Source organism: Sphingobium limneticum (assembly GCF_008710155.1).
Taxonomy (GTDB): Bacteria; Pseudomonadota; Alphaproteobacteria; order Sphingomonadales; family Sphingomonadaceae; genus Sphingobium; species Sphingobium limneticum.
In genome coordinates, this window is the sequence record NZ_VYPZ01000005.1 from 41,426 (window position 1) to 64,343 (window position 22,918).

23 protein-coding genes are annotated in these 22,918 nt (G+C 64.3%); 10 read left to right on the forward strand and 13 right to left on the reverse strand.

Translation table 11 applies throughout. The features are described 5' to 3' along the window. Positions 1 to 19: 19 nt before the first annotated feature. Both F4U94_RS07915 and F4U94_RS07920 read right to left on the reverse strand, forming a co-directional pair. Complete coding sequence (locus F4U94_RS07915) at positions 20 to 988, reverse strand: quinone oxidoreductase family protein (protein ID WP_197716407.1); 969 nt, start codon at positions 986 to 988, stop codon at positions 20 to 22. Then, positions 988 to 1,683 carry a dienelactone hydrolase family protein gene (locus F4U94_RS07920; protein WP_120252247.1) on the reverse strand — a complete coding sequence of 232 codons (696 nt, stop codon included), beginning with the start codon at positions 1,681 to 1,683 and terminating at the stop codon, positions 988 to 990. Before F4U94_RS07920 ends, F4U94_RS07915 begins: the two co-directional genes overlap by 1 nt. A 155-nt stretch (positions 1,684 to 1,838) precedes the next feature. Here F4U94_RS07920 and F4U94_RS07925 point away from each other — a divergent pair, with 155 nt between their 5' ends. The 7 genes from F4U94_RS07925 (at position 1,839) to pepN (ending at position 10,397) form a co-directional block, all read left to right on the forward strand. Beyond that, complete coding sequence (locus F4U94_RS07925) at positions 1,839 to 2,090, forward strand: DUF6489 family protein (protein ID WP_120251369.1); 252 nt, start codon at positions 1,839 to 1,841, stop codon at positions 2,088 to 2,090. Between the two features lie 5 nt (positions 2,091 to 2,095). Continuing rightward, on the forward strand, positions 2,096 to 3,388 hold the full coding sequence (gene mnmE, locus F4U94_RS07930; RefSeq protein WP_120251368.1) for a tRNA uridine-5-carboxymethylaminomethyl(34) synthesis GTPase MnmE: 1,293 nt from the start codon (positions 2,096 to 2,098) through the stop codon (positions 3,386 to 3,388). 59 nt (positions 3,389 to 3,447) lie between these two features. Beyond that, positions 3,448 to 5,298, forward strand: coding sequence for a tRNA uridine-5-carboxymethylaminomethyl(34) synthesis enzyme MnmG (gene mnmG / locus F4U94_RS07935; protein ID WP_120251367.1), 1,851 nt, complete (start codon positions 3,448 to 3,450; stop codon positions 5,296 to 5,298). Next, positions 5,295 to 5,939, forward strand: a complete 645-nt coding sequence (rsmG, locus tag F4U94_RS07940; RefSeq protein ID WP_120251366.1) for a 16S rRNA (guanine(527)-N(7))-methyltransferase RsmG — start codon at positions 5,295 to 5,297, stop codon at positions 5,937 to 5,939. Before mnmG ends, rsmG begins: the two co-directional genes overlap by 4 nt. Beyond that, the gene (locus F4U94_RS07945; protein WP_120251365.1) at positions 5,936 to 6,718 is read left to right on the forward strand and encodes a ParA family protein; all 783 of its coding nucleotides are present in this window, start codon (positions 5,936 to 5,938) and stop codon (positions 6,716 to 6,718) included. The genes rsmG and F4U94_RS07945 overlap by 4 nt, the downstream gene beginning before the upstream one ends. Beyond that, the gene (locus F4U94_RS07950) at positions 6,715 to 7,656 is read left to right on the forward strand and encodes a ParB/RepB/Spo0J family partition protein (RefSeq protein WP_120251364.1); all 942 of its coding nucleotides are present in this window, start codon (positions 6,715 to 6,717) and stop codon (positions 7,654 to 7,656) included. The genes F4U94_RS07945 and F4U94_RS07950 overlap by 4 nt, the downstream gene beginning before the upstream one ends. A gap of 128 nt (positions 7,657 to 7,784) precedes the next feature. Further along, positions 7,785 to 10,397 carry an aminopeptidase N gene (pepN, locus tag F4U94_RS07955; protein ID WP_120251363.1) on the forward strand — a complete coding sequence of 871 codons (2,613 nt, stop codon included), beginning with the start codon at positions 7,785 to 7,787 and terminating at the stop codon, positions 10,395 to 10,397. Positions 10,398 to 10,441: 44 nt separating this feature from the next. Here the strand turns inward: pepN and F4U94_RS07960 are convergent, their stop codons facing one another. Genes F4U94_RS07960 through F4U94_RS07975 form a run of 4 tightly spaced genes read right to left on the reverse strand, consistent with a single transcriptional unit; the run spans position 10,442 to position 14,045 of the window. Then, positions 10,442 to 11,053, reverse strand: a complete 612-nt coding sequence (locus tag F4U94_RS07960; RefSeq protein ID WP_120252246.1) for an ABC-type transport auxiliary lipoprotein family protein — start codon at positions 11,051 to 11,053, stop codon at positions 10,442 to 10,444. Between the two features lie 32 nt (positions 11,054 to 11,085). Continuing rightward, positions 11,086 to 12,048, reverse strand: a complete 963-nt coding sequence (locus F4U94_RS07965; RefSeq protein WP_120251362.1) for an MlaD family protein — start codon at positions 12,046 to 12,048, stop codon at positions 11,086 to 11,088. 3 nt (positions 12,049 to 12,051) lie between these two features. Beyond that, the gene (locus tag F4U94_RS07970; protein ID WP_120251361.1) at positions 12,052 to 12,936 is read right to left on the reverse strand and encodes an ABC transporter ATP-binding protein; all 885 of its coding nucleotides are present in this window, start codon (positions 12,934 to 12,936) and stop codon (positions 12,052 to 12,054) included. Beyond that, the gene (locus tag F4U94_RS07975) at positions 12,936 to 14,045 is read right to left on the reverse strand and encodes an ABC transporter permease (protein WP_120251360.1); all 1,110 of its coding nucleotides are present in this window, start codon (positions 14,043 to 14,045) and stop codon (positions 12,936 to 12,938) included. Before F4U94_RS07975 ends, F4U94_RS07970 begins: the two co-directional genes overlap by 1 nt. Before the next feature lie 98 nt (positions 14,046 to 14,143). Here F4U94_RS07975 and F4U94_RS07980 point away from each other — a divergent pair, with 98 nt between their 5' ends. After that, complete coding sequence (locus tag F4U94_RS07980; RefSeq protein WP_269462512.1) at positions 14,144 to 14,821, forward strand: HAD family hydrolase; 678 nt, start codon at positions 14,144 to 14,146, stop codon at positions 14,819 to 14,821. A 22-nt stretch (positions 14,822 to 14,843) separates the two neighbouring features. Here F4U94_RS07980 and F4U94_RS07985 read toward each other — a convergent pair whose 3' ends face one another. Continuing rightward, a complete protein-coding gene (locus F4U94_RS07985; RefSeq protein WP_120251359.1) occupies positions 14,844 to 15,401 on the reverse strand; it encodes a thiamine phosphate synthase in 558 nt (185 codons plus the stop codon). Positions 15,402 to 15,424: 23 nt separating this feature from the next. On the opposite strand from F4U94_RS07985, the gene F4U94_RS07990 reads away from it, so the two are divergent. Then, positions 15,425 to 16,162, forward strand: a complete 738-nt coding sequence (locus F4U94_RS07990) for a YggS family pyridoxal phosphate-dependent enzyme (protein ID WP_120251358.1) — start codon at positions 15,425 to 15,427, stop codon at positions 16,160 to 16,162. On the opposite strand, the gene F4U94_RS07995 is transcribed toward F4U94_RS07990, so the two are convergent. Beyond that, positions 16,140 to 18,941, reverse strand: coding sequence for a TonB-dependent receptor (locus F4U94_RS07995; protein WP_120252244.1), 2,802 nt, complete (start codon positions 18,939 to 18,941; stop codon positions 16,140 to 16,142). The genes F4U94_RS07990 and F4U94_RS07995 overlap by 23 nt on opposite strands. Positions 18,942 to 19,127: 186 nt before the next feature. Next, on the reverse strand, positions 19,128 to 19,787 hold the full coding sequence (pdeM, locus tag F4U94_RS08000) for a ligase-associated DNA damage response endonuclease PdeM (RefSeq protein WP_120251357.1): 660 nt from the start codon (positions 19,785 to 19,787) through the stop codon (positions 19,128 to 19,130). 64 nt (positions 19,788 to 19,851) lie between these two features. Here pdeM and trhO point away from each other — a divergent pair, with 64 nt between their 5' ends. Beyond that, a complete protein-coding gene (gene trhO / locus F4U94_RS08005; RefSeq protein WP_120251356.1) occupies positions 19,852 to 20,691 on the forward strand; it encodes an oxygen-dependent tRNA uridine(34) hydroxylase TrhO in 840 nt (279 codons plus the stop codon). Between the two features lie 130 nt (positions 20,692 to 20,821). Here the strand turns inward: trhO and F4U94_RS08010 are convergent, their stop codons facing one another. From F4U94_RS08010 to F4U94_RS08025, 4 genes are read right to left on the reverse strand one after another with little or no spacing between them, the layout of a single operon-like run. Next, a complete protein-coding gene (locus F4U94_RS08010; RefSeq protein WP_120251355.1) occupies positions 20,822 to 21,085 on the reverse strand; it encodes a hypothetical protein in 264 nt (87 codons plus the stop codon). A 5-nt stretch (positions 21,086 to 21,090) separates the two neighbouring features. Next, on the reverse strand, positions 21,091 to 21,846 hold the full coding sequence (locus tag F4U94_RS08015; protein ID WP_172598795.1) for a M48 family metallopeptidase: 756 nt from the start codon (positions 21,844 to 21,846) through the stop codon (positions 21,091 to 21,093). Further along, a complete protein-coding gene (locus tag F4U94_RS08020) occupies positions 21,803 to 22,240 on the reverse strand; it encodes a YcgN family cysteine cluster protein (protein ID WP_120251353.1) in 438 nt (145 codons plus the stop codon). The genes F4U94_RS08015 and F4U94_RS08020 overlap by 44 nt, the downstream gene beginning before the upstream one ends. Continuing rightward, the gene (locus tag F4U94_RS08025; RefSeq protein WP_172598794.1) at positions 22,228 to 22,899 is read right to left on the reverse strand and encodes an SCO family protein; all 672 of its coding nucleotides are present in this window, start codon (positions 22,897 to 22,899) and stop codon (positions 22,228 to 22,230) included. Before F4U94_RS08025 ends, F4U94_RS08020 begins: the two co-directional genes overlap by 13 nt. Positions 22,900 to 22,918: the final 19 nt, after the last annotated feature.

Genomic DNA, 22,918 nt, shown 5'->3' on the forward strand with positions numbered 1-22,918 from the left:
CGCGCCTTTTCCGAGTTCTTCAGGGGATGAGGATCGTCGTTCCCGTCGTCTGCCTAGCCTCCAGCGCACGATGCGCATCGGCCGCGTCCGACAAAGCGAAGCGTTGGCCGATCACCGCCTTCACCACGCCCCGCCGCATCCGGTCGAACAAGCGATCAGCCGTATTGGCCAGATCCTTCGCCGTCGCAATATAATCGAACAGGGTGGGGCGCGTGACGAACAGCGACCCGCCCCGGCTGAGGTCCAGCAGACTGATCGGCGGCACCGCGCCTGATGCATTGCCATAGCTGACCATCATGCCGCGCCGCTTGAGGCTGGCGAGCGAGGCGGCCCAACTATCCTTGCCGACGCCGTCATAAACGACATCGACACCCACGCCGTCGGTCAGGTCACGCACCTGCACGGCCAGATCTTCGAAAGGACCGTGAAGGCTATGGTCGGCCACGACCGACGCCGCCTTTTCCGCCGATCCGCAATGGGCGATGACGATCACGCCCTTGTCGCGCAGCCACGGGACCAGCACCGATCCGACCCCACCCGCCGCCGCATGCACCAATGCGACCTGTCCGGCTTTCAGCGGCACGATATCCTCCGCCAGATAACAGGCGGTCATCCCCTTGAGCATCATCGCCGCCGCGTCCTGCGTCGATACCCCGTCGGGGATGCGCACGACGCGATCGGCGGGCACGATGCGATGGGTGGCATAAGAGCCCAGGCCGCTGGCGCAGCCCACCACATCGCCGACCGCAAAGTCGCCGACGCCCGGCCCGACCGCGATGATCCGGCCAGCACCTTCCGACCCCAGCGGCGTGGGCAGGGGTGCGGGGTAAAGGCCGGTGCGATAATAGGTGTCGATGAAGTTGAGGCCGACCGCATCCTGCGCGATCAGCACTTCGCCATCACCGGGCGTGCCGGGATCGAAATCCTCGCGCGCGATCACCTCCGGTCCGCCATGGCTGAGGGCCACCATCCGCCATGCGCCGCTCATCAGGCGAGATGCTCGGCAAAGAAATCGGCCGTGCGCTTGTCGGCCAGTTCCGCCCCGGCCTCGTCACGGCGCTTACCCGTCTCTGCGGCAAAGCCGTGGTCCAGCCCTTCATAATCGAACAGGGTGACATGGCGATTGTCGGCCAATCCTTCGTGCATCGCCTTTTGCGCATCGGGCAGGACGAAATGGTCGGCGGTGGGGACATGCAGCAGTACAGGCTTGCCGATCGCCTGCTGCTCACTCAGCAGTCCGTCGATACCCACGCCATAATAGCCGACAAAGGCATCGCCATCGGTGCGGCAGGCCGCCATGAAGGCGAGCCGCCCGCCCAGGCAATAGCCGACCAGCCCGACCTTCTCCGCCCCGGCGGCGCGCGCCGCCTTGATCGTCGCTTCGATATCGCGAATGCCCTGATCCTGATCGAATTTCTGCATCAGGCCGATGGCGGTCTCAAACTCCGCTGGTACATCGGCATCCAGTTCGACGCCCGGCTCCAGCCGCCAGAACAGATCGGGCGCGTAAGCGACATAGCCGGTCTTCGCCCAGCTGTCGCACTTGCGCCGGATGCCTTCGTTGACCCCGAAAATTTCCTGGATGACGATGATTGCCGTTTTGGCATCGCCTTCGGGCTGCGCCACATAGGCGTCGAACTGGCCATCGCCGCTCAACGTGCTGATCGGGGTGAAATCGCCCATGTCGATATCCTCTTTCGCTGGAAATATGGGCGGCATATTGGCCGTTCCCAAGCCCGACGCAACCGCCCGCTACGTTTAAAATTTGCGTTGGTACGGGCAATTGCGGCATGACGGCCGCATCGCGATGATAATGCCGTACAGGGAAGGGCAGGGACATGAAGGTTACCGTCGATGTGGACTGCACCCCGGCCGAAGCCCGCGCCTTTTTGGGCCTGCCCGACGTGACACCCATCCACGACAAATATATCCGCACGATGCTGGACGGCTTTGATGGCATCGGCAGTGCGGAGCAGATGGAGACGCTGTTCAAGAGCTTTTCGCCCATGGGTGACGCGGGCATGCGCCTGTTCCAGCAGATGATGAATATGGGGCTGGCCGGCATGTCGGGCGGCAGCGACAAGAAATAAGCATCATGTCCGGGCAGGAGGGCGACACCATCTTCGCCCTGTCGAGCGGTGCGCCGCCGGCGGGTATAGCTGTTATTCGGGTAAGCGGTCCGCAGGCCGGTATCGCGCTCCAGGCGCTGGCGCGGCGTTTGCCTGCGCCGCGCACCGCCAGCCTCGCATTATTGAAAGACCCGCGTGACGATGCGCCGCTCGATCGCGCCTTGCTGCTTTGGCTGCCCGGCCCCGACACGGTGACGGGCGAGGATATGGCCGAGTTGCATTGCCATGGCGGCCGCGCCGTGGTGGCCGCCGTCGAGGAGGCATTGGGCGCAATGGCCGGCCTGCGCCGTGCGGAGGCCGGCGAATTTACGCGCCGCGCCTTCGCTCATGGGCGCATGGACCTGAACGCCGTGGAGGGCCTGTCCGATCTGCTGGCGGCCGAGACGCAAGGCCAGCGCCGCGCCGCGCTGTTGATGGCCGAAGGGCATTTCTCCCGCCGCATCGACGGCTGGCGTCGCACATTGCTCGACCTCAGCGCCATGGCCGAAGCCGCACTGGATTTCTCCGACGAGGATGATGTGCCTGACGCGGCGATCGAACAGCGGATCGGCGATGGGATCGCGGCATTGGCCTATGATGTCGCAGCCATCCTGGCCGCGCCTTCGGCCGAGCGCTTGCGTGACGGTGTCCGCGTGGTGCTGGCCGGACCGCCCAATGCCGGCAAGTCGACCCTGCTCAACGCGCTGGTCGGGCGAGAGGCGGCGATCGTATCCGATATTGCCGGCACCACCCGCGACCGGATCGAGGTACCTGCGGCGATAGGCGGCACCGCCTTCCTGTTCACCGATACGGCCGGGCTTCGCGATGAGACGGGCGACGCGATTGAGGCGATCGGCATCGACCGCGCCCGCGCTGCGCTGGACGCCGCCGATATCATATTATGGTTGGGCGATGCCGCAGACCTGCCAAGGGCCGACGCCATATTGATCGCCGCGCAGAGCGACCGCGCCGATGCCGTGCGCGACGGCCTCTCTCTGTCTGCGCGCACAGGCGAGGGAATGGATGTACTTATCGATGCGCTCCGTACCCGCGCCGCCGCGCTGCTGCCGGGGGAGGGTGACTATGCCCTACATGCCCGACAGAGACAGCGAGTTGGACAGCTGCACGACCATCTTCAGGCGGCCAGCGCGTCCACCGATCTTCTGATCATCGCCGAGGATCTGCGCCTTGCCCGGGGCGCCATCGACGCGCTGACCGGACAGGCCAGTACGGAAGATATGCTGGACAGGCTTTTTTCCGGCTTCTGCATCGGCAAATAGGCACTGTTCCACGTGGAACGCTTTTGACCACAGCCCCTATCATCTGATAAGGGCAGCGCATGCGAACAAGCTATGATGTGATCGTGGTCGGCGGCGGCCATGCCGGCTGTGAGGCGGCGGCAGCGGCAGCGCGCAAGGGCGCGTCGGTGGCGCTGCTGACTTTCGCGCGCGAGACGGTCGGCGCCATGTCCTGTAACCCTGCCATCGGGGGGCTGGGCAAGGGTCATCTGGTCCGCGAAGTCGACGCATTGGACGGGCTGATCGCGCGGGCCGCCGATGCCGCCGCCATTCATTATCGCATGCTCAACAGCAGCAAGGGCGCCGCTGTTCAAGGCCCTCGCGTGCAAGCCGATCGCAAACGCTATCGCGCGGCCATCCACCAAATGCTCGACGCGCAGGCCGGGCTGGAGATTGTCGAGGGCGAAGCGGACGCTCTGCTGGTCGAGCAGGACATGATCGCCGGGGTCGCATTGGCCGACGGTCGCATCCTTCGCGCTCCCGCGGTCGTACTGGCGACCGGCACCTTCCTCGGCGGCAAGCTGTTCCGGGGTGACGAGCGCGAGACGGGTGGTCGCATCGGTGAGCGGGCCGCCAGCACGCTGGGCGTTCAGTTGCGCGACCTTGGCCTGCCCATCGCCCGGCTCAAGACGGGCACCCCGCCGCGTCTCGACGGTCGGACTATCGACTGGGCGGCACTCGAGACCCAGCCTTCGGATGGAGAGGGGTGGACCATGTCGCCACTCTCCGCCGGACGCATTCTTCCGCAACTGGCCTGCGCCATTACCCGCACCAATGATGCGACCCATGCGATCATCCGTGATGGCATGAGCCGCTCGCCTTTGTTCAGCGGTGCGATAGAAGGACGAGGGCCGCGCTATTGCCCGTCGATCGAGGACAAGGTGCTGCGCTTCGGCGATCGTGATGGTCATCAGATTTTTCTGGAGCCGGAGGGGCTGGACGATCCGCTCGTCTATCCCAACGGGATCAGCACCTCGCTGCCGACCGATGTTCAGATCGCGATGGTCCGGTCCATGCCCGGCCTGGAGCGGGCCGAGATTGCCGTGCCCGGCTATGCGGTCGAATATGACCATGTCGATCCGCGGGCGCTCGATTCCACGCTGGAGGTTCGGCTGCTGCCCGGATTATTCTGCGCCGGCCAGATCAACGGCACCACCGGTTATGAAGAGGCGGCGGCACAGGGCCTGATCGCCGGCATCAACGCTGCTGCCCGTGTCCGTGATGAGGCGCCGCTGATCCTGGATCGCGCCAGCAGCTATATCGGCGTCATGATCGACGATCTGGTCCTTCAGGGCGTGACGGAACCCTATCGCATGCTGACCGCGCGCGCCGAATATCGCCTGCGCTTGCGTGCCGACAATGCCGAGACACGCCTCGGTCCGATCGGCCTGAGCCACGGCGTTATCAGCGCCGGTCGCGCCGCGCGACTGGCAGAGCGTCAGGCGCTACGCGCCCAGATCGAAGCCGAACTGGCGACCCCGATGACGGCCAGCGAAATGGCGCGGGCAGGGGCATCGGTGCGGCAGGATGGCGCGCGCCGCAGCCTGTTCGAATGGGCACGTTTCCCTGAGGTAGATGGCGATCTGATCTGCACCCTTGCTCCAGCGCTGCGTAACGCGCCCGCCGATCTGCGCGACGAGATATTGGAGGACGCCCATTATGCGCCCTATCTTCAAAGGCAGGATGCGGAAATTGCCGAGCTGCGCCGTAACGAGCGGGTCGCCATTCCCGCCCATTTCGATTTTCAAACCATTGGGGGGCTTTCCACCGAAATGATCGAGCGACTGGACGCTGCGCGCCCTGATACGTTGGCCGCTGCCAGCCGCATTCGTGGCATCACGCCTGCGGCGCTTGCCGCCATTCTCGTCCATGTGCGCCGGGTGGCCGCGTGACCGAGGACGAAGCGCGCGCCTGGCTTCAGGATCAATTCGATGTTTCACGTGAAACATGGGCTTTGTTGGAGCGCTATGTCGCGATCCTGCTATCGGCGGCCGACGAACAGAATCTGATCGCTGACTCCACCAAGCCGCATATCTGGGCACGGCACATCGTGGACTCCGCCCAGTTGCTGACCCATGCCGGCGACGATGATGGACGGGACTGGATCGACCTGGGTTCCGGTGCCGGTCTACCCGGAATCGTCATTGCCTGTCTGGTCGATCGGCCGCTGATGATGGTCGAATCCCGCCGCAAGCGGATCGACTTTCTGAACGACGTCATCGCCGATCTGAACTTGGGCAATGCCCGCGTTTTCGGTGGACGCGTCGAAACGGTCCCGGCAACCAAGGCGGCCGTCATCAGTGCGCGCGCCTATGCGCCATTGCCCAAGCTATTCTCGTCCGCGCTGCACCTGTCCGATAAAAAGACCGTCTGGGTGCTACCAAAAGGGCGAAATGCGCAAAATGAACTGGAGGCGGCGCGTCCGGCATGGCAAGGTGTGTTTCACGTGGAACCGAGCGTAACGGACGCCGATAGCGCCCTCATCGTCGCTCGGAATCTCGCTCCTGCTGGCAAGAAGAAAGGTCGCCCATGATCCGTATCGCCATTGCCAACCAGAAGGGCGGGGTGGGCAAGACCACGACTGCAATCAACCTGGCAACCGGTCTGGCCGCCACCGGGCTTCGCGTATTGCTGGTCGATCTCGATCCTCAGGGGAACGCATCGACGGGGCTGGGCATCGGGCAGGCGGAGCGTGCTCAGTCCAGCTACGACCTGCTGGTCGGCAATTGCGCACTGGATGACACGATCGTCACGACGCGCGTCCCCAAGCTGGACCTCGTCCCCGCGACGCAAGATCTGTCCGGCGCGGAAATCGAGCTGATCGAATATGAAGAGCGGACCCATCGGCTTGCGCGCGTGCTGGATGAAGCGCAGCCGGGTCGCTGGGATATCTGCCTGATCGACTGCCCGCCTTCGCTCGGCCTGTTGACGATCAATGCCATGGTTGCTGCCCAATATTTGCTGGTTCCGCTGCAATGCGAATTTTTCGCGTTGGAGGGCCTGTCGCAACTGCTCCAGACGGTCGAGCGCATTCGGGGCCGGTTCAACCCCGGCCTGTCGATCATGGGCGTGGCACTGACCATGTATGATCGCCGCAACCGCCTGACCGACCAAGTGGCCGACGATGTGCGCGCCTGCCTTGGCGATCTCGTCTTCTCGACCGTGATCCCGCGCAATGTCCGCCTGTCCGAGGCGCCGAGCCATGGCGTGCCCGCCCTTATCTACGACTTCCGCTGTTCCGGTTCGGAAGCCTATATGCGCCTGGCGCGTGAACTGATTGCGCGCCTGCCCCGACAGGAGGTTGCCGCTTGAGCGACGAAACGACCGACAAGCCGAAAATTGCCAAGCGTCCGCATGGCCTGGGCCGGGGCCTGTCCGCCCTGCTGGGCGATGCCGCGCGCGAAGAACCGGTGGCCGCCACCAATCCGCCCGCCAATGGGAAGGCGGTGCAGAGCATCGAAGTGTCGTTGATCCAGCCGCATCCCGAACAGCCGCGTCGTCACTTCGACGAAGGCGCATTGCAGGAATTGGCCGACAGTATCGCCAAGCGCGGCGTGATCCAGCCGATCATCGTGCGGCCCCATGGCGGGGGCTTTCAGATCATCGCCGGCGAACGCCGCTGGCGCGCGTCGCAGCGGGCCCATCTGCATCGCATCCCTGCCATCGTGCGGGATTTCGATGAGCAGGAAACGCTGGAAATCGCGCTGATCGAAAATATCCAGCGCGAAGACCTGAACCCGATCGAAGAGGCCGAGGCCTATCGCAAGCTGATCGCCGAATTTCATCATAGCCAGGAAGCGCTGGGCCGGATCGTCGGCAAGTCGCGCAGCCATGTCGCCAATCTCATGCGCCTGCTGGAATTGCCCAAGTCGGTGCAGCAGCAAGTGATGGAAAGCCGGATCAGCATGGGCCATGCCCGCGCGCTGATCGGCCTGCCCGATTCCGAAAAGCTGGCGCGCCAGATCGAGGAAAAGGGTCTGTCGGTGCGCGACACCGAACAGATGGTGCGGCGCGTCAAGACCGGTGCGGAAGCCCCCGTCGCCCGCCGCAGCAGCAGCCCCGGCACCGGATCGACCAGCGACAAGGATCCGGACATCGCTGCCTTGGAACAGCATCTGGCCGATATATTGGGCCTGAAGGTCGAGATCGCCCATGATGGCGGATCGGCCGGCGGGCATCTGTCGTTGCGCTATTCCAATCTCGACCAGTTGGACATGCTGTGCCAGCGCCTGTCGGGCGAACGTATCTGAGCCGATCGGCGCGGCCGCCATGGCGGCGGACCGCGCCAACCCGGCGGTGGCTCATTCACGCCATGCCCGCCAATTTGGGACGATAACTACCACTGGTCTTTTGCCCCTTGGCTCCCTAGCTTGATGGCATGGCCGACATGCTCTCCACAAACGCCCAGGCACCCACTCAGGCGCCCACCGTCATCCGTCGTCAGGACTATCGTCCGCCCGACTGGCTGGTCCCCGACATCGCGCTCGACTTCGACCTCGATCCTGCACGCACGATCGTTCGCACATTACTGTCGGTCACGCGTAACGGCGATCATGATCGGCCTCTGCGACTGGATGGCGATGGCATCGTACCGCTGGCCGTGCGGGTCGATGGGCGAGAGCTGACGCAGGAGCAATGGCATCTGGAAGCCGGCGCGCTCATCATCGCGCTGCCCGGTGCCGCGCATCAGGTCGAGACGCTGGTAGAGCTGGCTCCGGAGGGCAACAGCAAGCTGATGGGCCTTTATGCCAGCGGTGGCCTGCTCTGTACCCAGTGCGAGGCGGAAGGCTTCCGCCGCATCACCTTCTTCCCCGATCGACCGGACGTCCTGTCACGCTACAGCGTACGTTTGGAAGCGGACAAGACCCGCTTTCCCATCCTGTTGGCCAATGGTGATCCGATCGAGCAGGGCGACTTGCCCGATGGGCGCCACTGGGCGCGCTGGAACGATCCCTTCCCCAAGCCCTGCTACCTCTTCGCGCTGGTCGCCGGCGACCTCGCCTGCAACGCCGACCGCTTCCTGACGATGAGCGGGCGCGAAGTCGCGCTTGGCATCTGGGTCAAGGAATCGGATGTGCCGCGCACCGCCCATGCGATGGAGGCGCTCAAGAACAGCATGGCCTGGGACGAGCGCATCTATGGCCGCGAATATGATCTGGACGTGTTCAACATCGTTGCCGTCGCCGATTTCAATTTCGGTGCGATGGAGAATAAGGGCCTCAACATCTTCAATTCGCGCTACATATTGGCCGACCCGGAAACCGCGACCGACATCGACTATGACGGCGTCGAAGGGGTGGTCGCGCATGAATATTTCCACAATTGGTCGGGCAACCGCATCACCTGCCGCGACTGGTTCCAGCTGAGCCTGAAGGAAGGCTTCACCGTCTTCCGCGATCAGAATTTCTCCGCCGACATGGGGAGCCATGCAGTCAAGCGGATCGAGGATGTCCGCATCCTGCGCGCTGGCCAGTTTCAGGAGGATTCAGGCCCGCTCGCGCATCCGGTGCGCCCGGAATCCTATATGGAAATCAGCAATTTCTATACGTCGACCATCTATAACAAGGGCGCGGAGCTGATCCGCATGATGGCGCTGATGATGGGCCCGGAACGGTTCCGGGCCGGCACCGACCTCTATTTCGATCGCCATGATGGCGAGGCTGCGACCTGCGAGGATTTCGTGCTGGCGATGGAGGAGGGTGGGGCGATCGACCTGACCCAGTTCCGCCGTTGGTACGAGCAAGCGGGCACCCCCCATGTCCGCGCGCTCATCAGTCACGATCCCGTCAGCCAGAGCGTGGAATTGACGCTGGAGCAGAGCGTCCCTCCGACGCCCGGCCAGAACGACAAGCAGGTGATGGCGATCCCGCTGCGTACGGCCCTGTTCGATAGCGCGACCGGCACCCATCGCGGGGACGAGTTGCTGCTGCTGACGCAGGCGAAGCAGAGCTTCACCTTCATCGGCTTCCCCAGCGCGCCCGTCCTGTCGATCAATCGCGGTTTTTCCGCGCCGGTCATCGTGGAAACCAACCGCAGCCAGGCCGATCTCGCCTTCCTATCGGCCCATGACGACGATCCCTTCGCCCGTTATGAAGCGATGCAGCAGTTGATGGTCAATGTGCTGGTCGGTCGGATTGCGGGGCAGGCGGTGGACGATGCGGCCGTGATCGACGCGGTGCGCAACACCATCACCGATACCGCGCTCGACCCCGCCTTCATCGCCGAAACGATCCGGCTACCCAGCGAAGCCTATCTGGGCGATCAGATGCGGCTCGTCGATCCGGATGCGATTCACGCGGCTCGTGACGCACTTCAGCAGAAGATCGGCGCGGAGCTGGAACCGCTATGGCGCGATATCCATGCGAAGACGAAGGCCAATGCCTTTGCCCTGTCACCCTCCGCCAAGGGCGCGCGCAAGCTGCGGAACGCCGCGTTACATTATCTGGTGGCCTCCGGCGCGCCGGACGGCCCCGCCATCGCCTTCGCCCAGTTCGATAAGGCGGACAATATGACCGAGCGGCAGGCGGCGCTCGGCACGCTGGCCAACGGCACCAGCGCGGAACGGGAAGCGGCGCTCGATATCTTCTACAATCGCTATCGTGACGACGCGCTCACGCTCGACAAATGGTTCCAGACTCAGGCCTTCGCCCTGCATCCCGACACCGTCGAACTGGTCGCGCAGTTGAGCGAACATAAGGATTTCACCTTGGCCAACCCCAACCGGGTGCGATCGCTCTATGGCGCCTTTGCCGGCAATCAATGGGCGTTCCATCATGCATCGGGCAAAGGCTATCGCTTGCTCGCCGATTGCATCATCGCGCTCGACCGGCTGAACCCGCAAACCGCCGCGAAGCTGGTGCCGCCGCTTGGCCGCTGGAAACGCTTCGAAGCAGGCCGCGCCGCCCTGATGCGCACCGAGTTGCAACGCATCCTCGCCCAGCCGGGCCTGTCCAAGGACGTGACCGAGCAGGCGGGGAAGAGTCTGGAATGAAGGAAAAAGGCCGGTCGCTGCATCGAAAGCGACCGGCCTTCTGATCAATCCTTGACCGCTGCAGCCCAGGCGGCGACGTCCGCCGCCACCTTGTTCGCTGCCGCATTGAGCGGCGCACCGACGGTCGTGGATTCGATCTTGCCGCTCACCGGCGCACTGGCGGTGAAGCGCTGACGGGCCAGCGCCACGCCGGCAGGGGTGGTCAACACCGCATCATAGGTGACGATCGCGCTATGGCTGGCCTCGTCCACGGTGAAGGCGATCAGCTCGCCGCCCAGCCGTTGGCCGCCATCGCCGGAAAATTGCCCGGCATCCAGAACCACTCGGTCGGTGGTCGCTGTGATGGTTTCCGCCAGCAGACGGCGGAACAGGTGACGGGGCGTATCGGCCCACTGCACCTTGGTCACATAGGCGACGCTGGTCGGCCCCAGCTGCACCGGTACCCGCACCGTATCCAGCATCTTGGGCGCATCGGGATCGGCAACGATCAGCGTGCGTCCGCCACCCGCCACCCGTCCGGCCCCGGCCGGCACCTTCTGCACGGCGTCCAGCGTCAGCAGCTGTGCCGGCGGCTTGGCGCCGATGGAAACGCAGCCCGACAGCAGCAGGCCAGCGGCAAGCGCCGTCAGCGCGCTCTGGTGTTTCACATGGAACATGGTCCGCATCTCTCTCATCTTGGGGGCCGGCTTCATGGCTTGTAATCCGGCAGCTTCGGCGATCCGACCAGCGATCCGGCGCCCTGCTGGTCCAGCTTTTCCGCAACGCCGCGGAAGGAGCGCGACATTTCGCGCAGGTCGTGGACCAGCTGGTTGACCTCCGGCATGGTCTGGGTGCTGAACTGCTTCACGCCCGGCTGCGCTTCACCGATGGTCTTGTCCAGCGTCTCGATGCTGCGGGTGGCCGCCTGCACGCTCTTGCGCAGGTCACCCATCAGCGGCCGGCCTTCCTCGTTCAGCATCGTGTCGGTGGTGGCGGCCAGCTTGCCGATCTGCTCGACGGCGACGCCCGTGCGCTGCACGGCGATCCGCGCTTCGGCCAGCGTAGCAGCGATCTCCGGGCTGCGATCGGCCAATGCGCCCGATACCTTCTCGACATTGGCCAGAATGCCGGCGATCGACTGCTGATTCTTGTCGTTCAGCAATTCGGTCAGGCGCTCGGTCAGGGTCGATAGGCGCTCCAGCAGCTGCGGCGCATTGTTGAGCAATTCGCCCAGCGCACCGGGCTTGGTCGGGATCACCGGCACGCCATCGGGGCAGGCGGCCAGCACATTGTCGGCCGGGCAGGCGATCGGCGGCGCGCCCTTGACCGCGCCGTCCAGCACGACTTCGCTGACCCCGGTAAAGCCGACGCCCGCGATGGTCGCGGTCGTGCCCTGCAATACGGGCGTGCCGTCCTTCACCGAAATGCGGACCTTCACGAAGCTCGGGTCGCGCTTCCACAACTCGATCTTCTCGACCTTACCGGACGGAACGCCGGAATAATTGACGCTCGATCCCTTCGCCAGGCCGTTGACCGACTGTTTGAAGAAGATGTCATATTCCTTGTTCTCGCCATCCGACAGACGCGAGAACCAGAAGGCGGCGGCCATGATCGCGGCCAGCAGCAACAGCGTGACTGCGCCCACCAGCACATGGTTGGAGCGGGTTTCCATATCCTATCGCCTTCCGTCCGACGGCCCCTGCGCCGCCTTTGTCTGTTCCCGGTCCTTTTCGCGCGACACCGCCGCCGTGGCGGCGCGGCCGCGCGGACCGTTGAAATATTCCTGTATCCAGGGATGATCGGTCGCCAGCAACTCGTCGATCGTACCGACCGCCGTCACCTTCCTGTCCGCCAACACCGCCACCCGATCGCAGATCGAATAGAGCGTATCGAGATCATGGGTGATGAGGAAGACGGTCAAGCCCAGCGTCTGCTGCAGCTTGCGCGTCATCTCATCGAACGCCGCTGCGCCGATCGGGTCCAGGCCGGCCGTCGGCTCGTCCAGGAACAACAGGTCCGGGTCCAGTGCCAAGGCACGGGCCAGACCGGCGCGCTTCTTCATGCCGCCCGACAGTTCGGACGGATATTTGGGGCCAGCCTCGGTCGGCAGGCCGGTCATGCGGATCTTGTAGGCGGCAATCTCGTCGCGCAGTTGCTGGCCGATATTGGGATAATATTCGCGGATCGGCACCTCGACATTTTCGGCCACCGTCAGGGTCGAAAAAAGGGCGCCGCCCTGAAACAACACGCCCCAGCGCTTGCGGATCGCCAGCGCTTCGTCATCCGACCGGCCGACCATCGATTCGCCGAAGACATGGATGTCGCCCGCATCCGGCGTCTGAAGTCCGATGATCGTGCGCATCAGCACCGACTTGCCGGTGCCCGAACCACCGACCACGCCCAAAATCTCGCCCTTGCGCACGTCCAGGTCCAGACCGTCGTGAATCAGCTGATCGCCGAAACTGTTGCGCAGGCCGCGCACGGAAATGGCGATGTCCGACGTCTGCAACGCCGCTTCGATCCGCTCTTCCTCGGCCTGGCTGATTTCCTCTTCGCTCATCAGTTCCAGCCTACCCAGGTAAAGAAGACCGCGAAGAAGGCATCGATCACGATCACCAGGAAGATCGCCTGAACCACGGCCGCGGTAGTGCGCAAGCCGACTTCTTCGGCATTGCCCTTGACCTGCATCCCCTGGAAGCAGCCCGACAGGGCGATGATGATGCCGAACACCGGCGCCTTGATCAGGCCGACCCACAGGTCGGTGATCGGCACGACCTCACGCAAACGCTGGACGAAGGTGATGGGTGGGATTTCCAGCGCAATCGCGCAGAGGAAACCGCCGCCGATGACCGCCATGATCGATGCATAAAAGCCCAGCAACGGCATCATGATGACCACCGCCAGCGTGCGTGGCAGCACCAGCGCTTCCATCGGCGACACGCCGATGGTGCGCATAGCGTCGACCTCTTCGGTCAACTTCATCGTGCCTAATTGCGCGGCGAAGGCCGAGCCGGACCGACCCGCAACCATGATCGCGGTCATCAATACGCCGAGTTCGCGGAATGTCAGGCGGCCGACCAGATTGATCGTCAACATCTCCATGCCGAACTGGCGCAGCTGCACGGAGCCTTGCTGCGCGATGACGATGCCGATCAGGAAACTCATCAGGCCGATAATGCCCAGCGCGGATACGCCGACCACTTCGAACCGCTGCACCACGGCATTGAGCCGGAAACGATGGGGGTGACGGATGACCGCCCATGTCGCGATCAGGGTCGCGCCGAAGAAACCGAGCAGACCCATCAGCGTCGCGCCGGATGCGCAGACCGCCTCACCAATCTGGCCGACCACGCGGCGCAGCGGATGGACATGATCGGGCCGGATCGGCACCGGTTCGTCCAGCTCGCCCACCGCATGGATCAGGCGGCCGGCATCGTCGCTGCCGCCGCTAATCTCGCAGTTCAGTCGCTTGGCGGCGCGATGGATGGTCCAGGCGCCGATCGTGTCCATATGATCGACCTGCGACAGGTCGATGGCGGACACCGGCCCCTGCACGGCATCCAACCGGTCAGGCAGGTCGCCCAGACAGGCAATGGCAAGCGATCCCGAAAGCCGGACCACATTGCTGCCGTCACGATTTTCCTCGGTTAGATCGGCGGCTTTGTTCATGCGATGGGATTACTGGTCCATTATCGGTTGCACGGCAAGCCGAAACGGCCCATCCGCAAGCCAGAACGAAGCGCGGACAGAAAAGTTTCGGAAACGGCATGACGACATACAGGCTGGCCATCTACGACATGGACCGCACGGTGACTTTCAGCGGCACCTATACCGGCTTTCTGATCCATGTAGCGCGGCGGATGGCGCCATGGCGGCTGGTGCTTTTCCCCTGCGTCATCCTGTTGATGCTGGCCTATGTGCTGAAACTGATCAGCCGCCAACGGCTCAAGGAACTCAATCAGGCGCTGATGATCGGCTGGAATGTCGAGCGGGCGAAATTGATGCCGCATATCGAAAGCTATGCCGAAAAAGTCGTCGCCACCAACCTGCGCGCCGGTGCGGTGGCGCAGATCGCGCAGGATCGGGCGGATGGCTATCGGCTGGTGTTGGCCACCGCCTCCTACCGCCTCTATGTCGAACCGATCGCGCGGCGGCTGGGCTTCGACGCCGTAATCGCCACCGATCATCTGAGCCAGGATCTGCGTTATGTCCGTGCCAAGATCGCGGGCGAAAATTGCTATGACACGGGCAAGCTGCGGATGATCAAGGCGTGGATGGCGGCCGAAGCGATCGACCGGACCCAGGCGCATATCCGCGCCTATTCCGACCATGTGTCGGACGCCCCGATGCTGGAATTTGCTGACATCCCCTTCGCCTCCAACCCGCACAAGCCCTTGGCGAAAATGGCGGCCGAGCGGGGATGGACGCGGGTGGACTGGAACTGACCGCCTCCCTCCGTTCGGTAGTTTAGCAGGTCAGTCCGTCGATCGCCGCCCAGCCATCGGCGCCGATGCCGGCCAGCATGTGTCGATGTTCAGCCTTCACGCCGCCCAACGCCATGACGGGCGCACTGACCTGGCGCGCTAACGCCGCAAATCGCACGCAGCCCAATGGCCCTGCACCGACATGCGATCGGGTCGGAAAGAGGGGGGAGACGAAGCAGAGATCGGCGCCCCGTGCCGCCACCGCCTGCTGACGATCGTGCACGGCAAGGCTGCGGATCAGGGCGCGACTGACCCGACCTGCATCGCCATGCACCCCATCGGCCCGCCACGCCGCCGCCAGCCGCGCGTCGCCTGCCAGCAACAGCACCAGCCGCCGCCGCCGCGCGATCGCCCGCAAAGCGTCGAACAAGGCCCGGCGCGCCGCCGGTGCCGTACGATAATGGCGAAACACGATGCCAGCCCGTCCCCTGGGCAAGCGTCCCGCCGCCGCCAGCAGCGACGCTACATCGACCCGCTCGTCGGTCATCAGCCAGAGCGCGGGCAGGGGGCAGGGCCGTTTTTTGCGGTGGCGGTTCGACATGGCCCTCGCCTATAGCAGCCCGCATGACCACAGACAGCCTCATCGACGCCGCCGAACGCCTCGCCACCCTGCGTGACAGTATCGACCGCGCCGCGCGCCTGACCGACCGCAGCGGCGACGCGATCAACCTGATCGCCGTGTCCAAGACCCATGATGCCGATGCCATCCGTCCGCTGCTCCATGCCGGGCAGCGCGTCTTCGGCGAAAACCGGGTGCAGGAGGCGCAGGACAAATGGCCCGCGCTGCGCGAGGAATTTTCCGGCGTGGAACTGCATCTGGTCGGCCAGCTGCAATCCAACAAGGCGGCCGACGCCGTCGCCCTGTTCGACGTCATCCATGGCCTGGACCGCCCCTCGCTGCTGAACGCGCTGGCCAAGGCGATGGACGCGGCGGGCAAGCGCGTGCCCTGCTTCATTCAGGTCAATATCGGGGCGGAGGAGCAGAAGGGCGGCGCGCCTGTCGCCGATACGTCCGCGCTGATCGCCGCTGCGCGTGACGCCGACATCCCGATCCTGGGCCTGATGTGCGTCCCGCCCGCCGATATCGAGGCCGCGCCCTTCTTCGCCCTGCTCGCAAAAATAGCGCGGGAGGAGGGCCTACCGCGCCTGTCGATGGGCATGTCGGGCGATTATGAAACCGCCATCATGCTGGGCGCGACCGATATTCGCGTCGGCACCGCCCTGTTCGGACAAAGGCCCTCTCCCGCTCGCCCCGTTCCGGCGAGCGGGAGAGGGATGCTTAGAAACTCCCGCGCAAAGTGATGCCGTAGGTGCGCGGTTCGGCCAGATAGGCGGAGATCAGCTGGTTCGCCATCGGCGCGCCGGCCGCGAACTGGCCGGTGGTCGACGTCGCCGGGCTGCTCGACTGAAGCGGGCTGGAGAAGGCGACCTGGCTGTAATTCTGGTTGAAGATATTCTGGCCCCAGAATTCCACGGCCCAGCGCTGTTCCGGCCCGCGAATGCCGATGCGGGCATTGACCACCGCAAAACCGTCCTGCCGCTTTTCGGGGAACAGGTCCGACCCGGTGTTGAAGTCACTGGTCATGCGTCCATCGACATAGAAGAGCGCCGACAGGCCCGATGCGCCGATATCCGGCGTCCAGGCCATGCTGGCGGTCGTCACCATCTGGGGCGCATTGCTGTTGATCGATCCGGGCAACAGGAACAGCGCCGGGTCGAGCGGTACGCTGCCGTTGCCGCTGCCGACCAGCCGGTTGGCGAATTTGGCGCGGGCGTAGGTCGCGCCGCCGGACACGCGGAAATTGCGCGCCGGGCTGACGCTGGCTTCCAGTTCGATACCCTGGCTGATCAGGCCCGGCCCGACATCGCCGCTATCGCAGGTCCGCGCTGCGCTCAAAGCGCTGTCGCAACCATTGATGTTCTGCACGACGAAGCTGGTGCCGTTGAAGGTGTTCAGCTGGAAATTCTTGAACTCCTGCCGGAAGGCAGCGACGTTCACGCTCCATTTGGGCTGCACATATTTCAGGCCGATTTCGAAGCTGTCGACCTTTTCCGCGGCGAAGCGCAGGCTGGCCACGTCCGCATTGGTGCGCGGCGAGAAGACGGCAGGGACGGCATTAAGGCCGGTCGATCCCAGCTGGAACCGATCCAGATTATAGCCGCCCGCCTTATAGCCCTTCGAATAGCTGCCATAGAGCAGCAAGTCGTCGATCGGCTTCCACGACAATACCGCCGTGCCGGAAAATTCGCCGTCGCTGATCTTGTCGTTGAGGTCGAGCGCGTTGAGGCTGGTCGATCCGTTGCCCAGGCAGCCCAGTGTCAGGATGCCGCCGGCCAGCGTCGATGCGCTGCCCAGCGCGGCATTGGTGGCGATGCCGGGCAGGCCCGACGCCTGCAACGCCGCGCAGGTCGCGTTGTTATTGTTGAAATCGGCGGAGAAGCGCTTGCTTTCATGGGTGTAGCGCAGGCCCAACGTCAGATCGAGCCGATTGGTGATGTGGACGATATTATGGGTGAAGAGCGCCCAATTCTCACTCTTCTGCCGATAGAGCGATGCGACGTCGCCCGTGCCCGAAGGAATCGCCGCCAGCGCGCGCAGGCCGTTGCCCAGGCCCGTCGAGATCGCCCCGGCCTGCGCCGCGGCGATCGGCGCCGGCACGCCACGCGCGATCAGCGCGGCGGTCAGCCCGGCATTGAGGTTCGCCTGCGTCCCGGTGATCAGCGGTTGGGTAGCAAGGCCGCTACCGCAGGCCGCCAGCTGTTGTGCCGTGAAGTTGCTCGTCGCGCCCGCGCCCGCCATCAGGCGACAGGCCGCAAAGCGACCATAATCGGCACCGAAGCGGATATTGTCCTGCAATGTCAGCTTTTCGTTGGCGTAATAGCCGCCGACCAGCCAGTCGAGCTTGTCGTTGAAGGCCGACCCCTGCAACCGCAATTCCTGCGTGAAGGTCTTGAACTGGCGATAGGTGTTGGGATCGCGGTAGAGAAGGTCGGCGCGATTATAGTCATAATCGCCATAATCCTGCGATTTATAATCGCGATAGGCGGTGATGCTGGTCAGCTTCGCGCCGCCGAAATCATAGTTGATCTCGCCCGACACGCCCCAATCCTTGAGCTTGCTGACATAGTCTCGGCCCGGCGTCACATGCAGTTCCCGATCATAGGGATCGGCCGGGATCACGCTGCCCTGACCCGCCAAAATCGCAGCGATGCGGTTGAAGGGCGCGTCGGTATAGCCGCCGCCGGCCGCCGGCCGCCGCTCGCGCGCCTCGATATAGGCCGCGCCGCAGCAGCTTTCGTCACGATTGGTATAATCGCCGATCAGACGGATGGAGAGCGCGTCGTTCGGCTCGATCAGCGCCTGACCGCGCAGGAAATAGCGGTCGCGGTCGTTGGTGTCGCCGACCGTGTTGCCGGCGCCGTCGACCAGCTTGTAGAAGCCGTCCCGCTTGCTCCACACCCCGTCCAGCGACAGCGCGATGCCGTCGGCAATCGGCCCGGTGACGCGGCCCGACAGGCGCCAATAATCATAATTGCCGTAAGTGACCTCACCCTTGGCATGGAATGTCTGTTCGGGCGCCTTGCTGATGATGTTGATGAGGCCCGCCGACGCATTGCGGCCGAACAGCGTGCCCTGCGGTCCGCGCAGCACCTCCACCCGTTCGATCTCGCCCAGTTCGTTGAGGCCCGCGCCGGTGCGCGAACGATAGACGCCATCGATGAAGACCGCGACCGAGCTTTCGAGGCCCGGATTGTCGCCGACCGTGCCGATGCCGCGAATACGGGCCGACGCATTGGCTTCGGAGCCGGTGGAAGAGACGAGCAGCGACGGCGCCAGCTGGTTGAGCGTACGAATATCACTCGCGCCGCTATTCTGCATCGCCTGCGCGCCGACGGCCGACACCGCGATCGGCACATCCGACAGGGGGCTGGCCCGGCGCGTGGCCGTCACGATGATATTGGTGCCGCTATCGTCCACAACCGGTTGCGGCGCGGCCGCGTCCTGCGCCAGAGCGGCAGGGGCAAACATGCACAGCGCCAACGCACCTACGGTCGTTAGCAAGGGACTCTTATGTGTCATGATGTCGATCCTCTCCTGGCCCGCACGACTTTTCGCCGCGTCGGGGTTGGGGTGATTATGCTGCCACAGCAGGGACATGGCAAGAGTCGCGCGCTTTTCTGCGCTTTTTCTGCATCTGCGGAACAGGTGATGTGCTTGATGTTGCCAGATAGCAACAATAGCCAGGCCGATTTCCGTAGGGGAAGTTTACGATAAGGGAAAGCGCAGCAATCGATCCGCGACCGGCACCAACGCAGCCGCACCCGGCCCGACCGCCCGCCGAATCTCTCCATGGCCCGCATCCAGACCTCCCGTCAGCGCCCCCAGCGCAGGCAGGATCAGCTTGGTGGCCGATCCAACGAAACAGCGTCGCGACACATTTCTGCCACGCAGCGACAGACGCAGCTTGGGATGGAAATGGCCGGAAATTTCGGGGTGCGGATCGTCCGCCTCCGCCTCATGCCGCAACCATATCCCCTCGACCTGCGCTTGCCGAACCCGGCGTCCCCCCGGCATATCCCGAACAGCGACGTCATGATTGCCGGTAATCCAGATCCAGTCCAGCCTTTCCGTAAGGGAAAATAATCTTTCGCGTGCCAGCGAATCCAGCCGCGCCGCGCCGTCGGCATCATGGAAGCTGTCACCCAGCGACCATACCGCCTGCGCGCCGGTGCGTTCCACCAGCGTTTCGATCACGTCCAGTGTCGCCTGGCTGTCATGCGGGGGCAGGAACTGGCCGAAGCGCGCATACCAGCTCGCTTTTTCGAAATGCAGGTCGGCAACCAGCAAAGCCCGCTGCGCCGGCCAGTACAGCGCGGCCTCGGGCAGGGCCATGAAGGCCTGTCCTGCGAACGAAAGGGGAACCATCGCCTGCCTATGCGCCTGTCCGCCCCGGCTTTCAAGAGGCGGCGCAAAGCCCTATAGGCAGCCCATGTCCGCTGAACCGTCCACCTACACCGTCGCCGCCCTCTATTGCTTCACCCGCTTCGCCGATCCAGCGTCGATCGCAGCCGACCTGCGCGTGCGGTGCGCGGATCTGGATACATGCGGCACGCTGATATTGGCGGGGGAGGGGATCAACGGCACGGTCGCGGGCAGCGCAGATACGATCGCGGCGCTCATCGCGTATCTGCGCACCTTGCCGGGCTGTGCCGACATGGACGTCAAATATTCCCATGCGCACGACGCCCCCTTCGCCCGGATGAAGGTGAAGGTGAAGGCTGAAATCGTGACGCTGGGCGTGGGCGATCTCGACCCCGTCAACCAGGCTGGCACCCATCTGGACCCGGCCGACTGGAACGCCCTGATCGCCGATCCCGACACGGTCGTCATCGACACGCGCAACGCCTATGAAGTCGCGGTCGGCACGTTCGAGCGCGCGATCGACCCGGAAACCCGTTCCTTCCGCGAATTTCCCGACTGGTTCGATGCTTTCGCCGCCGACCTCAAGGCGCAGGGTCGCACGCCCAAGATCGCGATGTTCTGCACCGGCGGCATCAGATGCGAAAAATCGACCGCACTGGTGAAGGCGCGCGGCTTCGACGATGTCTATCACCTCAAGGGCGGCATATTGCGCTATCTGGAGGAAATGCCGGAAGCCGATAGCCGCTGGCAGGGTGACTGCTATGTCTTCGACGAGCGGGTGGCGGTGGGCCATGGCCTGAAAGTCGGCGATTACGCCACCTGCAAGGACTGCGGCCTGCCCTACCGGCAGGGCGCCGACCATGACTGCCCCGGCGATGCATCGGGCGCATGGCCGCATCGGGCCTGATTTTTAATCCCGTTCGTGCTGAGTAAGGGCTGAGCGAAGTCGAAGTCCTGTATCGAAGCATCCCCACCCCCTCCTTCGATACACCATTTCGACTTCGCTCAGTGGCTACTCAGGACGAACGGAAAGAGGCTCAAACCGGCTCTTCGACCAGCTCCGCTATCTCGAAGACATAGCTTTTCCAGCCGCGCATCTTCGCGCCGTCCCCGGCTGGCCCCTTGAGCTTTTTGGCCTCCGCCAGCGACCGCGTATGGCCCCAGAAAACCTCGGTCTTGCCATTGTCCAGTTGCGCCACGATTCGCCAATAATGGGTCAGCGGGTCCGCCGTCGGCCCGATCCGCTTCACATAGCCGTCCGGCATAGTGGCGGTCAGATAGCGCCTCTTCGCCCGCGCCATGCGAGTCAGGCCCGGTAGCGGTGCAGCCCCGCCCCATGCGCGCGCAGCCATTCGCGCGCCGGCCGGGGATCGGCACCATAGATGCGCTTATGTGCGGCGTGGAAGGCGGGGCTGTGATCCATATGCAGCAGATGGGCCAGTTCATGCGCCACCGTCGCCCGTCGCACCTCCGGCGGGGCCAGGATCAGCCGCCAGCTATAGCGGATCGCGCCCGAAGACGCGCAACTGCCCCAGCGGCTGCGCGTATCGCCCACGCCCACCGACGCGACGATCAGCCCATGGTCCTGCGCCATGGCGTGACTCTCCGTCTCCAGCACCGCGCGCGCCCGCGCCACCAGCCAGCGCTGCACACGCGCGCCTACCGATTCCGCCGCACCGCCCAGCAGCAACCGATCGCCCTCCAGCCTGCCAGTCTCCAGCCTAATCGTCCGTGTCGCGCCCTCCATCCACTGGACCGTCACCTCGCGCCCCTCCAACGGAAAGGTCGCGCCATGCTCCAGCAGCGTGATCGCCGGCTGCTTGGCCATCTGCGCGCGCACCCAGCCTTCATGATCCTGCGCCCAGCCGAGCGCCTTCTTCAGGTTGGCCCGCGCCGGCAACGACAGGCGCAGTGCCCCCCGCGCGCTGTCGATCGTCAGCCTGTACGCCCGTGCCCGTGCCGACCGGCGCACCAGCACCGGCATGGGCACCCCATCGATCAGGATCGCGGCGTCAGGATCAGACTTCGCGGTCGACAAGATGATTTTCCCAATCGCCGGCATCGGCCTCGCCAATCGTCCAGCCGCGTACCGACTGGCCGGCGCGATGCACCGCCTCCCGATCGCCGCAGACCAGATAATGCCAGTCGGGCAGGGGCAGGCCTTCGCCACGCAGGCGATAGGCACAGGTGCGCGGCAACCAGGCGATCTGCCGCACCTTGGCCGGGGTCAACCGCACGCAATCGGGCACGAATTTGCGCCGGTCCTTGTAATTGCTGCATTGCCCGCTGTGCCGATCGAGCAGGCGACAGGCGATATTGGTGGGATAGATGCGCCCCGTATCCTCATCCTGCGCCTTGTGCAGGCAGCATTTGCCGCAGCCGTCGCACAGCGCTTCCCATTCGGCCTTGTCGAGCTTGTCGAGGGGTTTTTCCCAGAAGTGCGTCACTTGATCCATTTGTCCAGGAAGGCGAGTATCTTGTCGGGCGCGCCTTCGTCCACTTGTCCCGTCGCGGGATCATCCACCGGCACCAGCGCCACCGGCTTGCCATCCCCATCGAACAGATAGGGCGTGCGACTATGGCTGACCAGATAGTCGGTCGTCGCGCCGCCGGCCGTCTCCGGATTGTAGATCACCACGAAATCCTTGGCGACCTTGGCGATCTGCTCCTTCGTGCCGGTGAGGCCGATCAGGCGCGGGTGGAAGGCGGCGACGTAGGTTTTCAGCACGGCCGGTGTATCGCGCTGCGGATCGACGCTGATCAGCATCGGCTGCACCTTGGCCGCCAGTGCCGGCTTTGCCTTTTCGAACTTCGCAAAGGCCTGCATGATCCGTTGCAGGTCGACCGGGCAGACGTCCGGGCAATAGGTATAGCCGAAATAGACCAGCCGATACTGACCCTTGAAATCGTCCCATTTGGTCGGCTTGCCATCCTGGTTGGTCAGGGTGAAGGGCGCACCTATGCGCGCGCCGGTCAATTCGCCCTGTTCGCTATCCCCGCTTGATGCATTGCCACCGGCCCCCATATTACAGGCAGCCAGCAGGGCAAGGAAGGGAAGTGCCAGGTAAGGCAGGGCGGCGATTGCGGCGTCTTTGTTCATGGCATGGCCAGCCATGCCCTGCTAGGACGTGATT